The organism is Streptomyces sp. NPDC002870, from assembly GCF_042888505.1.
Classification (GTDB): Bacteria; Actinomycetota; Actinomycetes; order Streptomycetales; family Streptomycetaceae; genus Streptomyces.
Genome location: NZ_JBIAPW010000018.1, coordinates 1 through 14,655 on the forward strand (window position 1 = coordinate 1; position 14,655 = coordinate 14,655).

At 70.7% G+C, this 14,655-nt stretch carries 9 protein-coding genes; 8 read left to right on the forward strand and 1 reads right to left on the reverse strand.

Features of this window, described 5'->3' with window-relative positions; genetic code table 11:
- Nucleotides 1-218: 218 nt before the first annotated feature.
- On the reverse strand, nt 219-4,256 hold the full coding sequence (gene eccCa / locus ACFYWY_RS22085) for a type VII secretion protein EccCa (RefSeq protein ID WP_389189255.1): 4,038 nt from the start codon (nt 4,254-4,256) through the stop codon (nt 219-221).
- Between the two features lie 454 nt (nt 4,257-4,710).
- Here eccCa and eccD point away from each other — a divergent pair, with 454 nt between their 5' ends.
- The 8 genes from eccD (at nt 4,711) to ACFYWY_RS22125 (ending at nt 14,592) form a co-directional block, all read left to right on the forward strand.
- On the forward strand, nt 4,711-6,117 hold the full coding sequence (gene eccD, locus ACFYWY_RS22090; RefSeq protein WP_389189258.1) for a type VII secretion integral membrane protein EccD: 1,407 nt from the start codon (nt 4,711-4,713) through the stop codon (nt 6,115-6,117).
- A 45-nt stretch (nt 6,118-6,162) separates the two neighbouring features.
- A complete protein-coding gene (eccB, locus tag ACFYWY_RS22095) occupies nt 6,163-7,779 on the forward strand; it encodes a type VII secretion protein EccB (protein ID WP_389189262.1) in 1,617 nt (538 codons plus the stop codon).
- A gap of 510 nt (nt 7,780-8,289) precedes the next feature.
- Entirely contained in the window at nt 8,290-8,625 is a 336-nt protein-coding gene (locus tag ACFYWY_RS22100) for a hypothetical protein (protein WP_389189265.1), read from the forward strand.
- Between the two features lie 85 nt (nt 8,626-8,710).
- Nucleotides 8,711-9,019, forward strand: a complete 309-nt coding sequence (locus ACFYWY_RS22105) for a WXG100 family type VII secretion target (protein WP_108153175.1) — start codon at nt 8,711-8,713, stop codon at nt 9,017-9,019.
- A 333-nt stretch (nt 9,020-9,352) separates the two neighbouring features.
- Complete coding sequence (locus ACFYWY_RS22110) at nt 9,353-9,820, forward strand: type VII secretion system-associated protein (protein WP_389189269.1); 468 nt, start codon at nt 9,353-9,355, stop codon at nt 9,818-9,820.
- 128 nt (nt 9,821-9,948) lie between these two features.
- A complete protein-coding gene (locus tag ACFYWY_RS22115) occupies nt 9,949-13,620 on the forward strand; it encodes an AAWKG family protein (RefSeq protein ID WP_389189272.1) in 3,672 nt (1,223 codons plus the stop codon).
- Between the two features lie 142 nt (nt 13,621-13,762).
- Nucleotides 13,763-14,218, forward strand: a complete 456-nt coding sequence (locus ACFYWY_RS22120) for a YbaB/EbfC family nucleoid-associated protein (protein WP_108153178.1) — start codon at nt 13,763-13,765, stop codon at nt 14,216-14,218.
- A 2-nt stretch (nt 14,219-14,220) separates the two neighbouring features.
- Entirely contained in the window at nt 14,221-14,592 is a 372-nt protein-coding gene (locus tag ACFYWY_RS22125; protein WP_389189276.1) for a hypothetical protein, read from the forward strand.
- The last annotated feature ends 63 nt before the right edge of the window (nt 14,593-14,655 follow it).

A 14,655-nucleotide genomic window follows, 5' to 3' on the forward strand; every position in this document is an offset into this window, starting at 1 on the left:
GGGGGGGGTGGGGGGGGGGGGGGGGGGGGGGGGGGGGGGGGGGGGGGGGGGGGGGGGCGGGGGGGGGGGGGGGGGGGCCCCCGCCCGCCCCCCCCCCCCCCCCCCCGGGGCGGCGCCCCCCCCCCCCCCCCCCCCCCCCCCCCCCCCGCGGGGGGGGGGCCCCCCCCCCCCCCCCCCCCGCTACCGGTTCCGTACGTACCCTTCGCGCTCGTGGTCCCTCAGTCCGCCTGGCCCTGGGGCTCCTCCACCAGTGCCGTCTGCATCAGCTTCGCCCGGCGGCGGGCGATGTGCAGCGCTCGGCCCGGAGGGAGGTTCCGGGGCTTCGCGTTGCCGAAGAGACGGCCCTCCGTGGGCGGGCAGGAGAGGAGGACGGCGGGGTTGTTGGCCTCGTCGAGGCGGCGGATGAGTCCGTCGCTGAGACCGCGGCCGGCGCCCATGGCACTGCGGGCGACCACCAGGTGCAGGCCCATCTCGAAGCCGAGCGTCAGGTACTCGAAGAGCGGCTCCATGGGGCTCTGGAACGAGCTGCCGGAGACCATGTCGTAGTCGTCGATCAGGATGAACAGACGCGGGCCGGTCCACCAGTCGCACTTGCGCATGCGGCTGGGGGCGATGTCGGCGCCGGGGACGCGGGTCTTCATCGCCCTGGCCGCGCCCTCGATGGTCTCCTTGAGGTTGTCCAGGGAGATCACGTGCCCGATGCGGTACTCCTCGGGGACGGTGTCCACCAGGGTGCGGCGGTAGTCCACCACGATGATCTTCGCCTCGGCGGGGGAGTAGCGGGCGGTGATGCCCGCGGTGATGCCGCGCAGCAGGTTGGTCTTGCCGCTCTCGGTGTCGCCGACGACGATCAGGTGCGGGGTGCGGCTGAAGTCGTGCCAGACCGGTTCCAGGGCGTCCTGGTCGATACCGAGAGGCAGGCGCATGCCGCCGCCCTCGGTGGACTCGGGCGCGGGGAGTTCGGCGAGCGGGAGCCGGTGCGGCAGCATCCGCACCTGCGGGGCCGGTGCGCCGGACCAGTGCCGGGCGACCTCGGTGACCAGGTGGGCGACGCCCTCGCCGAGGTCCTCGAGGGAACCGCTGCCGTCCAGCCGGGGCAGGCCGGCGAGGAAGTGCATCTTGCTGTCGGCGGTGATGCCGCGACCGCCGCTGCGCGGCACCGAGCGGGCCTTGCGGGTGTCGATCTCGGAGTCCATCGGGTCACCCATCCGCAGTTCCAGGCGGGTGGCGGACTGGTCGCGCACCTGCGCGGACAGCTCCACCCAGCGGGTCGTGGTGATGAGCAGGTGGATGCCGTAGTTGAGGCCGCGGGCGGCCAGTTCGTTGAACTTCGGGATCAGGTCGTCGTAGTCCTGGCGGACCGTCGACCAGCCGTCGACCACCATGAACACATCACCGAACGGCTCGTCGGGGAACTCCCCGGCTGCCCTGCGGCGGCGGTAGGACTGCATGGAGTCGATGGTGTGGTCCACGAAGAACTGCTCGCGCCGGGCGAGCAGCGTCATCACCTCGGCGACCGCCCGGTGCACCCGCTCCGGGTTGAGCCGCGCCGCGACGCCGCCCACGTGCGGCAGCGCGGCGAGCTGCGAGAGGCCGCCGCCGCCGAAGTCCAGGCAGTAGAACTGGATCTCGGCGGGGGTGTGGGTGAGGGCGAGGGCGCCGATCAGGGTGCGGGTGAGCGTGGACTTGCCGCTCTGCGAACCGCCCGCGATGGCGACGTGGCCGCCTGCCCCGGACAGGTCCACGATCAGCGGGTCGCGGCGCTGCTCGAAGGGCTTGTCCACCAGGCCGACCGGAACCCGCAACTTGCCGGTGCCGGACCAGCCGGTAGCGGTGAGGCCGCGCTCGGGGTCCGGAGCGATGCCGGGCAGCAGGGCGTCCAGCGGGGAGGGCTCGTCCAGCGGAGGCAGCCACACCTGGTGGGCGGCGGGGCCCGAGTCGCGCAGCCGGTCGAGGGCCACGGCGAGCAGCGTCTCCTCGTCCTCCTCGCTCTCCTCGGTCTCCGGCTCCGGTTCGGGCGCCGCCTCCAGCGTGCGCGGCACCACCCAGCCGCTGGTCCACGGCACCACCTGGCTGGCCACCCGTGCCTGCACCACCGCGCCGGTGCGGCGCCGGTAGGTGCCGGAGGAGTAGGCCGCCCGGAAGCGGGTCAGTGACTCCACACCGGACTTCAGATAGCCGCTGCCGGGCTGGGCCGGGAGCTCATAGGCGTCCGGCACACCGAGCACGCCGCGGCTCTCCATGGCGGAGAAGGTGCGCAGGCCGACCCGGTACGACAGGTGGCTCTCCAACTGGTGCATGCGGCCCTCGTCCAGGCGCTGCGAGGCGAGCAGCAGGTGCACCCCGAGGGAGCGGCCGAGGCGGCCGATCATCACGAACAGGTCCATGAACTCCCGGTGCGTGGAGAGGAGCTCGCTGAACTCGTCGACCACCACGAACAGGCTCGGCAGCGGGGTGAGGTCGGCCCCCGCGGCGCGGGCCCGCTCGTACTCCAGGGCGGAGGTGAAGTTGCCGGCCGAGCGCAACAGCTCCTGGCGGCGCATGAGCTCGCCGTGCAGGGCATCCTGCATGCGCTCCACCAGCGCCACTTCGTCGGCCAGGTTGGTGATGACGGCGGAGGTGTGCGGGAGTTCCTCCAGGCCCAGGAAGGTGGCGCCGCCCTTGAAGTCGACCAGGACGAAGTTGAGGGTCTCGGAGGAGTTGGTCAGCGCGAGGCCGAGGACGAGGGTGCGCAGGAGCTCGCTCTTGCCGGAACCGGTGGCGCCGATGAGCATGCCGTGGGGGCCCATGCCGCCCTGCGCGGACTCCTTGATGTCGAGTTCCACCGGGCGACCGTCCACACCGACCGCGACCGGAACCCGCAGCCGCGCGGCGCCGGTGTGCCGGGCGAAGAGCGTGGCCGGGTCGTGCCGGTGCAGGTCGGGGATGCCGAGCAGGGTGGTCAGTTCGACGTCGCTGTCCAGCGGCTGCGCGATGTCGGTGCCCAGACTGATCCGGCGGGAGGCGAGCAGCCGGGCCAGCGACTCCGCGGCGAGCGGGCCGAGCCGGTCCGGGCGGCCGAGCGGCACGGAACGCTCCTTGCGGCTGCGGTCGGTGCGCACCAGGCTCACCCGGTCGGGACCGACGGTCAGCCGCAGCGTGTTGCGGCCGGGCCGCCAGCGCAGCGCCCCGGAGACGTCGAGGACCACGGCGTTGCGGTAGCCGTGCCCCTCCCAGCGATGGCCCTCGGGGACGGTGACGCCGTCCAGGACGACGACGGTGTAGGGCTCGTCACGACCGGGGCGGGCATCCGCGTCGAAGCCGGGACGCTCGGCGAACTCGGCGCCGAGCAGGTCGTCCAGCTCGGTGAGGTCGGCGGTGATCCGGCGGACCTGACCCGCGCCGTCCTCCTCGTGCGGGTGCAGCGCGTGCGGCAGCCACTTGACCCACTCCCAGTCGGGCCGCCGCTCGTCACTGACACAGACCGCGATCCACAGCTCCTCGGGCGCGTGGAACACCGCGAGCTGGCCGAGCGCGGCGCGCACGAGAGCGCGTACGGCGTCGGTCGGGTCCTCCACCGGGGCGCCGCCCTCGGCCCGGGCTCCGCCGGTCTCCCCGGCAGGCGGGACGACCGGCTCGGCGGTCGCCAGGCCCGGAGTCTCCTCGGGGCGCAGCAGGATCCGGGCCGAGGAGCGCAGATAGAGGCCGAGGGGCTGTTCCGGGACGGTGGAGTAGGCGCGGATGAAGCGGCGCAGGGCGTGGGCGCAGAGCGGTTCGAGGTCCTCCACCGGCCGGGTGGAGACCGGTTGCAGGGTGAGCGCGAGCTGCTGCTCGCCGACCGCGAGTCGGGCCTCGCCGAAGTCCTCGTCGGTGGGACGGCGCTCCCACAGCCTCGAGGTGCGGGCCAGCGAGCGCAGCGAGGCGGGGTCCGGGTGGCGCCAGGCGAGCGCACGCTGCTGTTCCACGATCGTGGCACGGACCCGCTTGCGGGTCTGCGCCAGATAGCGGAGGTAGTCGCGGCGTTCGCCCTTCAGGCGCTGCTTGCGCTCGCTGGAGCGGCGCATCAGCTGCCCCAGCAGCATGGCACCGGCGGAGAGCGCCATGACGCCCATCGCCAGATACATGAAGACGCCGTTCCCGCCGCCGGGGCGCAGGAACATCAGCATCATGGACACCGACATCAGCGCCATCGGCAAATAGGTCCATATCGCCGAGGTGTCGGGCACGGTCTCGGCGAGGACCGGTGGCTCCTGAAGGGTCAATTGACCCTCGGGCATCTCCGGTCCGCGTCTGCGGGCCGGCCGGCGAAACAGCACCACACTCAAGGAACAGAACCTCCGGTTTCACTGCCTTCGTGGCCCGCACGGAATACCGGCACGCCCGGTAGCGGGAAAGACCGCACCGAGCTGATTCTCCGGGTGCCGCATGACGCGGTGAACGCCGGGGTGAATGTTTCGAGCGGATAGCGGGGACGGTCAACTCCCGTGAGGGACAACTCCATACCGGACAATGAGTCCGGTCCGCAGCACGATCCGGCGGGCGTAGGCAGTAGTCTGCATTCACGGAACGCGACCTGTCCACGTGGGAGACGGTCGCTGGCCGCGCGGACACAATTCCCCAGCCCGGTACCCCCCGTTCCTGTCCGCGCCTGGCCTTCCGTACTCTTCGCAGGTCCCCTCTCCCGGGGAAGTCCTCCTGTCAAAGCCCCCACGGAAGACGAGAGTTCAGCTGATGACCGACAGTGCGGTGGCCGAGCTGTGCCGCCTGACCGTACGTGCGCCGAGCGTCTCCGTCGATCTGGCCGTGCCCGCCGACGTGCCGGTCGCCGATCTCCTGCCGACGCTGCTCCGTTATGTGGGCGAGGAAGCCGAGGAGGCCGGTCTCGACCATGCCGGCTGGGTGCTCCAGCAACTCGGCGACGCCCCGCTCGACGAGGAGACCACCCTCGCCCACGCCGGGTTCGCCGACGGCGCCGTGCTCTACCTGCGCCCGCACACCGAGGCGCTGCCCGAGGCCCGGCTCGACGACCTGGTGGACGGGATAGCCGACACCGCGGGCCGGAAGCTGCACACCTGGCACCCCGAAGCGGCCCGCGGACTCCTGGTGGGCACCGCGGTGGCGACGGTGGCGGCCGCCCTCGCGCTGGTGCTCTGGCCCGGGGCGACCGGCTCCGAATCCACCCAGGTCGCTTTCGCGGCCGTGACCGGGCTGCTGCTGCTCGCGGGCGCGGGCTCGGCCAGCCGCGCGGTCGGCGACCGCCTCTCCGCGACCGCGCTCGCCCTGCTCGTCGCGCCCTGCCTGGCGCTGGCCGGCTGGCTGCTGCCGGGCGGAGACCTGACCGGTCCCGACGCGGCACAGGTCGCGGGCGCACGGCTCCTCGCGGCAGGCGCGGCCGGAGCGGGCGGCGCGGTCCTCGCGCTCGCCGCCACCGCGGTCGGCGCCCCGGCCCTCTTCGCCACCGCGCTGGTCTCGGTGGCGACCGCGATCGCCGGGGCCCTGATGGGCTACACCGGCCTGGACGTACCGGCCTCGGTGGCGCTGGTGGCGACCGTGGTCGCCCTCGCCGCCGGAGCGGTGGCACCGTTCGCCTTCAAGCTGGCCGGGATGCGCCTGCCCGCGCTGCCGTCCTCCGCAAGCCAGCTCCAGGAGGGCATCGAGCCCTACGCGGGCGACGAGGTCGCCGAGCGCACTGAACTGGCCGGGCGCTGGGTCACCGCGCTCTTCGCCGCCACCGGCATCATTGCCGCGGCCGCCCTGGTCGTCCTCACCGACGACCCGAACCTGCCCGAGTTGCTGACCTCCGTCGGGCTGAGCCTGCTGCTGCTCCTGCACTGCCGCGGCCTGGTGCACATCGGGCAGCGGCTGACCCTGGCCGTACCCGGCGTCTGGGGGCTGCTGCTGCTCGCCCGCTCCTGGGCGGTGGACGACCACGGCGACGGACGCGTACTGGTCTTCGCGGTGCTGCTCGCCGCCGCGGCCGCACTCGTGATCGCCGCCTGGACAGTGCCCGGCCGCCGGGTGCTGCCGTACTGGGGCCGCGCGGCGGAACTGGCGCACACCGGCTTCGCGGTGGCGCTGCTGCCGCTCGCCCTCTGGGCGGCGGGACTCTTCGGCTGGCTGCGCGGCCTGTTCGGCTGAGAACACCCCTACGCCGCGGCATGGACAAGGAGTTGAGGAGAGGCCGTGCAGTCCAAACGCGACCAGGTACACGCCCACACGTTCATGATGGGCAGGCTCAGTTCGAGCCTGCTGATGGCCGACCCGGACGCCCCGGAGAGCCCGCTCGGGCGCACCACCCGGGGCGTGGTCTTCGGCGTACTGGTCACCGTCCTGATCGGCGCGGGCGCCACCGTCTACGGCCTGCTGCGCCCCGGCGGGAACGACGGCTGGCGCGACGGCAAGCACCTGGTGGTCAACCGTGACACCGGCGCCCGATATCTGTGGACCGACACCGACGGCGTACTGCACCCCGTGCGCAACTACGCCTCGGCGAAGCTGATCGGCGGCTCCGACCTGGCGACCGCGGACGTCCGTACGCCCTCGCTGCAGGGCGTCCCGGTGGGCGCCCCGGTCGGTATCCCCGGCGCCCCGGACGTCGTGCCCGGGGCCGGCCAACTCGACGACGGCGCCTGGCACATGTGCGTCACCGGTCCTGACGGGGCGCTGCCCAACACCTCCGGCGTCGTGACGACCAGCGGGGTGGACAAGCCGGGCGCCACCACCGTGGCGGCCGGGATGCCCCTGGACTCCCGCGGCATCGGCCGCGACCGCGGTGTGCTGGTACGCGCCCCGGACGACACCGAGTACCTGGTGTGGCGGGGCAGTAGGCTGCCGCTGGACCGTGCCTCCGACGCGCGCAACGCCCTCGGTTACGGCTCCCAGCAGCCGATGCGGGTCTCGGCGGCCTTCCTCGACGCGCTGGCACCCGGCCCCGCCCTGAAGCCGCCCGAGGTGGCGGGGCGCGGCGAGGAGGGCCCCGAACTCGGTGGTGAGGCCAGCCGGATCGGCCAGCTGTTCAAGTTCAGTGTGCCCGGCGGCGGCAGTACCTACCACCTGCTGCGCAAGGACGGCCTGGTGCCGCTGACCCGGCTCGGCGCCGCCCTGGTGCTGGGCGACCCGGCCACCCAGAAGGACGCCTACCAGGGGCAGTCGCCCGAGGTGCGCACGGTCGGCGCGGACGCGCTGCGCGAGCACCGGGCGAAGGATGCGGGCTCCGCCGGATCCGCGGAGCTGCCGGACGCGCCGCCGCTCCCGCAGTCCGCGGAGCGCGGCACCGCGCTCTGCGCGCAGGTGGACGGCGACAACGGCGGCGTGCGGATCAGGTCGGTGCTGGTCCCGCTGACCCAGCTCGCCCCGGTCGCGGTGTCGGAGGGCACGGCCCAGCCGCTGAAGCCGGCCTGTGTCCCGACGGACGCCACGGTGGTACGGCCGGGGCACGGCGCTCTGGTCCGGGCCCTGCACGCGAGCGGTGCCGCGCACGCCGGAACCACCTATCTGGTGGCGGAGAACGGCGTGAAGTACCGCGTCTCCGCCAAGGAATCGCTGGCAGCACTCGGGTACGAGGCCGCGGACATCGGCTCGGTCCCGGCACCGCTGCTGGCGGCCTTCCCCACCGGCGCGGACCTCGACGCGACCGCCGCGGCCGGCGCCACCGAACCCAAGGTGACGGCTCCCGAGTGCGGCGCCGCCGATCGGTCGGAGCAGCCCGGGAAGACCGAAGAAGCGGACAAGGCGGACGAGGTGGATGAGGCGGACGAGGCAGGCAAGGTGGGCCCAGCGGGCGCCGCTTCACAGAGCTGACACCACGCACCGATTCCGGCAAGGAACACGTCCGGCGCCGAGGGAAAAGAAAAGAAAAGGACGCGCGGAGGGAAACGTCAGGCCGAATTCGGCCGCAGATGGCGCGAAGTCGCCGAGTCGGAGGAGTTGTCGAGGAGTCGCGGTGCCGCATACGAAGGCGAAACCTCAGGAGAAGCTCAAGTAATTCGGCCCGGCGGTACCCGGGGAACTCCGCGGGTACGCGCATTGCCGGATGCGGTCATTCCCGATGACCGTTCGGTCTCTTCGTGTGCCCGTTTTTCGCCCGTTCGGCGGTCGACCTGCGGGCGGTCACGTCCTGCGTGCCCGTCGTTCGGGCGTACCTGTTCATCCTGCTGCAACGTTCGCACAACTCCGTTGCCATACACGCGAATTCTTCCCAACCGGCCGTTGCTCACATCTTCCCCGCACGCGTTGCGCGGACCCCTGTTTTCTCTTTAGCCTCAGCGGGCAACGGTGCGACGAGACGCGCCTGAACGAAGGGAGCGTGACATGGCGGACAGTGCCGCGAGGAAAGCGGATTATGCCAAGGGCTTGGGGGGCGTCTCCTCTCTGGAGTCGGCCCGGAACCAGGTCGAGAAGATCCAGGACAACGTCGCCCAGATCGCCGCGCGTTCGGGCGTCGGTGGCGACGAGGGCCAGGCCCTGCTGAAGCTCTTCCGTAGCTGGAACACCGAGGCACAGAAGGTCGTCGTCCAGATCAGCACGATGATCGACGCGCTCCAGGAGAACGTGACCTCCGCCAACCGCCTGGCGAAGGAGAACCAGGACCTGACCGAGGTCCTCGACAGCAAGACCAGCCAGGGCGTCTTCGAAGCGCTGCGCTGAACCACCCGCGGTACCGGCCCTCTTCGACAGGGCCGGACTTCGTGAGCTTCCCGGGCCCGGCGCCCGGCCTTCGAGAGGAGACGTCATGGCCGACGGCATCATCGACGTGCAATACCCCAAGGTTCAGCAGGCCATCGAGGAGTTGATGGAACAGACCCAGGGGATCATCACGACCCTCAACAACCTGGAGGACGAGCTGAAGCCGCTCGTCACCTCCTGGGAGGGTGCGGACCAGGAGAAGTACCGTGAGGTCCAGGCGGAGTGGGACAACGCCACCAAGAACATGGCGCGACTGCTCGGCGACAACGGCGAGCTGATCCGGACCATCCACGACAACCACTCCCGTGACGAGCGCAAGAGCGCCGACAACTGGGGCAATGTGCGGGCCCGTTAGGGCCTGGCCCCCCGGGCCCGGCCGGGGCTTTCCCCTCGTCCGTCCCGAGGGGCGGGACCCGGCGTCGCGTGCGTGAGGTCGAAGGCGCCGAACCGTCCGCATGGCAGCCCCATGCGGACGGTTGCGGCAAGTTGAGGCAACAGGCCGCGCCCCTGCTCCAGGACTCCGGGAAGAACGTTCCGGACGCCGCCGAGCAGGCGAGAGTTTCCCGACAGAGACCCGGTGGGCCGACCCCGCACGCAGGCCCGCCGATCCGTCCCTCGTCCGTACGCCACATGCCCACCGGGTCATCCCGTATCCCCGTCCGGCAACCAAGCAGCAGGAGATCGTCCCATGGCCGGTGAGAAGGCCGACGTCAAGCATTTCGACCTCAAGCAGATGGAGAACTTCCGGGACAACGAGGTACAGCCGGTCTACACCGCCGCGAAGAAGCACCGCGAGGACGGCGACGGGTCCACCATCCGCCCGCTCGGCCAGCTCGTCGACGGGCACACCACCGCGCAGAACCTCGACCAGGACAAACAGCTCCTGCGCATCGGCAAGATGGTCACCGAGCCCCTGGTCTCGGGACCGAAGCTGATCGAGGGCGTGCGCGCCGCGGCCGAGTCCATCGACAAGCTGCTCGGTGACCAGATGGAGCTCTTCAAGGAACTGAAGGAGGCGCTCACGGACACCATCGAGGAGGCGAACAAGACCAAGGACAAGAACCTCGGGGCGATCGACGCGCAGACGCTGCTGCAGACCTTCGAAGAGGTCGACACGCTCACCGCCGGCACCACCGGCGAACCGGAAGACGACTGAGTCAGAGCCTCGCGCGCCGACAGAGGCCACGGCCGCTCGGCGCGTCCCTGTGAGAGACACATGCCTGCCCATCCGTACGAAGACGCGGTGCGCCGGCACGGACGACAACCGACCAGAAAGGGCGCCCGGTGGCCGATCGGTACGATCCCAACTCCGTCGCCAATCTCGACAAGTTCGACAACGCCGGCGACCCGTCGAGCGACACCTGGGCCACCCTGGTCACCCACATCACCGGCTATCCGGTGCCGGACAGGAACACCGTCTTCGACACGCTCCGATCCGATCACGGCGGCAAGCTCTTCCGGATGGACATCAAGGAGCGCAGCCTCAGCCTGCTCGTCAAGGACTCCGGCTTCCTGACGAACAAGGGCGAGGACTACGACATCTGGTTCTTCGACAGTGGCAAGAAGCGGTCGATCATGCAGGCCCGGATCGTCTTCGAGGGTCGCGTGAAGGCCGGCGAGGAGATCATCTTCGCCGGCCCGGGTTCCGACAACGTCCACGACGCCCAGGTCCGTGAGGGCAACGAGTTCACGGACTACAACAAGGACAAGATGAGCACCATCCCGCTCGCCCGGTACATGAACGGGCCGCGGGCGGCGCTCCTCGCCCTGCTGCGAGGCAGCAGCCAGGACGCCCGGTTCAGCAACCTGGGCGTGGCCGGGGGCGACGCGGTGGACCTGAACTCCTTCAACACCACAGGGGACTCCTTCGACTTCGCCGCCAAGTTCTTCAGGGACCACGCGACGGTGCTGAAGGACTGGGAGGACCGTTTCGGCCGGGACGACGCGAGCTGGAAGGGCGAAGCGGCGGAGGTCTTCCGGAGCCTGATCAAGAAGATCCGCGAGAACTACGACAACTACGTCGAGACCTTCGACTCCTCGGCCGGCACCGGGGACGAGACGGGCACCGGCAACACGGTGTACTCACGCGCCCTCTCGCTGGGCCGCAAGTACCTGGAGGACTCCGCCACGAAGCTGCTCGACGCGTGGCTGACCTGGGCGAAGTCCTCGTACTACGACCCGCACCAGGTGCTGCGCTACGTTCTGGACGACCTCGCCCAGTGGGTGGACTCGAACAACGTCGCCAAGACGGACATCACGTCGACCACCAACCGCTACACCACGACCGTCAGGCACAGCCCGCAGGGCGGCTTCTCGCAGGTGCACCCGGAATACGGCGACCTGACCGACATCGCCAACTGGGCGAAGGTCGGCGACAAGGCCGTCAAGATCTGGAGCCAGGGCGTCGACGAGTACCTGGGCAAGCCCGCCGCCCAGGTGCAGTCGGACCTGAACAACCACTTCATCGACCTCGGCAAGGACTTCTCGGAGAACGTACCCAAGCCGAAGTCCACCAGCACGGCCTCGGAGGAGTACGAGGAGAAGAAGCTGAAGGAGGAGCAGGAGGAGATCAACAGGCAGAACGAGGAGAACCGCAAGTACCAGGATGAGCTCCGCGCGGAGCAGGAGCGGCAGCGCGAGGAGGACCGCAAGTACCAGGAGGAACTCCGCGAGGAGCAGAACCGGCAGCGGGAGGAGGACAAGAAGTATCAGGACGAGTTGCGCGAGGAGCAGAACCGGCAGCGCGACGAGGACAAGAAGTACCAGGACGAACTGCGCGCGGAGCAGGAGAAGGAGCAGGAGGAGGCCAAGCGCCTCCAGGACGACCTGCGGAACGAGCAGAACCAGCAGCGCGACGAGGACAAGAAGTACCAGGACGAACTGCGCGAGGAGCAGAAGCGCGAGCAGGAGGAGGCCAAGCGCGAGGCCGAGGAGCAGGCCAAGGCCATGCAGGAGAGCCTCGGCGGCCTCAACGATCCCAACGCGGTCACTACACAGAACCTCGGCAGCCTCGACGACCTGCTGAACCAGAACAACCCGGTCACCGAGAGCCCGGGCGACATCGGCGACGTGAACAGCCAGCTCGATGACGGCCAGGGGGTTCAGACCGACACGCCGATCACCACGCCCCTTGGCAACCTCGGCGGATTGAACGCCGGGGGCGGCGGGCCGCTCAAGACCCCGACCGGCGGGACCACCCAGGCCGACGGCGGCAAGCTCACCACCGACTTCCTGGACGGCAGCAGCACGTCCTTCGATCCGGACAGCGGGCTGCTCACCACGACCTCCCCGGACGGCACCGTCAGCACGCAGGACCTGGGCGACGGCCTCAAGGTGACGAACCCGGACGGCTCGGTGACGTCCCTCGGTGACGACGGCAAGCTGACCACGACCTTCCCGGACGGCACCACCCAGACCGTCGACCCCGCGACCGGCCAGGCGATCACCACCGACCCGGACGGCACCACCACGACGACCGACCTGGGCAGCCTCACCGATCTCAACGGCAGCCTGAACGGCGACGGCGTGCTTGACGGCCCGTCCGGTGCCAGCACCCAGTTGAACAACGCGGGTGACCTGACCACCGACTTCCCGGACGGCAGCAGCACCTCCTTCGACCCGGACAGCGGGCTGCTCACCAGCACCTCGCCGGACGGCACCGTCAGCACGCAGGACCTGGGCGACGGCCTCAAGGTGACGAACCCGGACGGCTCGGTGACGTCCCTCGGTGACGACGGCAAGCTGACCACGACCTTCCCGGACGGCACCACCCAGACCGTCGACCCCTCGACCGGCCAGGCGATCACCACCGATCCGGACGGCACCACCACCACCGAGAACCTCGGCGACCTGGGCAATCTCAACGGCCAGAACAGGCTCGGTGACCTGAACGACCTGAACGACCTGAACGACCTGAACAATCTGGGTGATCTGGGCGACATCAACTCCGACATCACCACCGAGACGATCGGCGACCTGGGCGACCTCAACAGCGACCGTTCCGGCCTGGAGACCCCAACCGGCGGGAGCACCGAGCTCGACGACAGCGGCGACTTCACCACCACCTTCGCGGACGGCAGCAAATCCACGTTCGACCCGGACAGCGGGTTGCTCACCACCACCGACGCGGACGGCACGACCACGACCACCGACCTCACCCACGGGGCGAAGGTGACCAACTCGGACGGCTCCAGCACCATCCTGGACAACGGCCAGTTGACTACCACCTTCCCGGACGGCAGCACCCAGGTCATCGACCCGGACACCGGTATCGCCACCATCACCGACGCGCAGGGCAACACCGAGACGGTCGACCTGCGCGACCTCAACTCGTCGGGCGGCAACGACAGTTCGAGCATCCTCGACGGCCTCGGGGACCTCAACGGGATCGGCGGCGGCGACGGCACCACCTCCCGCGACGTGCCCCTTTCCGAACTGGGCCTCAGCGGCGGCGTGAGTACCGGGGCCTCCGGCGGCGGCCTCTCCGGGGCGGACTCCCTGTCGTCCCCGGACGGTTTCAGCGCGGCGGGAGTCGCACCCCTCTCGGACAGCACGGCCACCCCGCTCAGTCCTGCCGCCACCACGGCCGCCGCGGCCGGCACCCCTGGCGCCCCCGGAATGCCCGGCAGCCCCGGCATGCCGATGGGCGGCGGCATGGGCGGCATGGGCGCGGGCGGCGACAAGGGCAACGGCGAGCGGGTGCGTGCCGTCCTGGTCGACGCGGCGGAGGAGAGTGAGCGCCGCAACCGCCGTCGGCGCAGTCCGTGGAACCGTCAGGAGGACAGTGACACCTTCCTGACCCCGGCCGCCCGGGTGACGACCACCGGTGGCGGCGACTCCCCCGAGGAGGAGGCGCAGCCGGGCCGCAGGTCCACCAGTTCCGCCGACTATCTGGAGGAGGACGAGGACGTGTGGGGCACCGAGGAGGGCGGCACCCCGGCCGTCATCGGGCGGTGACCAGGGTGCTGGTCCGGCGTGACCACCGGGGAGAGACGAATCCCACCCGGTCCCGGCTTCCCCGACCGAGCCCTCACCAGGCAAGATCAGCGGGGAAGTTGACGGGCCCACGGAGAGTTCGACGGAGAAGGGCGGAGCGGGCATGACGGAACCGCTGGAGAAGCGTCTGGAGAAGGCGATGGCCGAACTCCAGGCGGCCCAGGAGGCGGTCGCGCGCACCGAACGCGAGCTGCGTCAGGCGTCGTTCGCGGTGCTCTCCTCCGACCGCGCGGTCCGCGCCAGCGTGGGCCCGCAGGGTGAGCTGACCGGGATCGAGTTCCTGGAGAACAAGTACCGCGACATGTCCCCCCAGGAGCTGGCCGCCAGCGTCCTGGAGGCGGCGAACGCGGCACGCGTGAAGATGAACCGGCATGTGATGAAGGCGATGGCGCCCTTCGCCGAGCCCAGCAGCAACGTGCCGGAGCTGAAGGGCTTCGAGCTGGACTGGGAGCGGATCTTCGGCCCGGAGGTCCTGCGCGACGACGACGAGGACAAGGAGCGCGGCGGCCAGGCCGCCCCCGCCTGGCGGGACGCGCTCGGCGAGGACGGGGAGGACTGACGATGGGACAGCGGTACTACGTCGACCCGCAGCGCATCGAGGCTCTGGCGGGACAGCTGGAAGAGATCGGCGCCCTGGCCAGAAGCATGACCGAGGAGTTCCTCGACGAGCTGGCTCCGACGGTCAGATGGCCCGGTACGGAGGGCGAGTTCGCCGAGAAGGCCAAGCCGCAGGAGCAGAAGGAGCGGCAGACCACCAAGGACACCATGATGTCCATCCGTGACGCGCTGGTGGGGATCACCGACGCCACGGTCAGCCAGGTCCGGCTGATGAAGAACACCCGTGACGCCAACATCGAGGACATCGAGCAGAACAACAGAGAGATCGACACCCATGGGATCGACGGCGGCCCGGGCGGGCATGGCCGCCGCTGACCTCCGCGCCGTCGGCCGCTCCCGCACCATGCCGGGAGCGGCCGCTCCTTCCTGCCCGAGCGG

What these genes read in the sequence shown, in the direction of transcription:
- eccD (WP_389189258.1), top strand. Translation starts at nt 4,711, where the DNA reads ATGACCGACAGTGCGGTGGCCGAGCTGTGCCGCCTGACCGTACGTGCG.
- ACFYWY_RS22120 (WP_108153178.1), top strand. Translation starts at nt 13,763, where the DNA reads ATGACGGAACCGCTGGAGAAGCGTCTGGAGAAGGCGATGGCCGAACTC.
- ACFYWY_RS22125 (WP_389189276.1), top strand. Translation starts at nt 14,221, where the DNA reads ATGGGACAGCGGTACTACGTCGACCCGCAGCGCATCGAGGCTCTGGCG.
- ACFYWY_RS22105 (WP_108153175.1), top strand. Translation starts at nt 8,711, where the DNA reads ATGGCCGACGGCATCATCGACGTGCAATACCCCAAGGTTCAGCAGGCC.
- ACFYWY_RS22110 (WP_389189269.1), top strand. Translation starts at nt 9,353, where the DNA reads ATGGCCGGTGAGAAGGCCGACGTCAAGCATTTCGACCTCAAGCAGATG.
- ACFYWY_RS22100 (WP_389189265.1), top strand. Translation starts at nt 8,290, where the DNA reads ATGGCGGACAGTGCCGCGAGGAAAGCGGATTATGCCAAGGGCTTGGGG.
- eccCa (WP_389189255.1), bottom strand. Translation starts at nt 4,256, where the DNA reads ATGCCCGAGGGTCAATTGACCCTTCAGGAGCCACCGGTCCTCGCCGAG.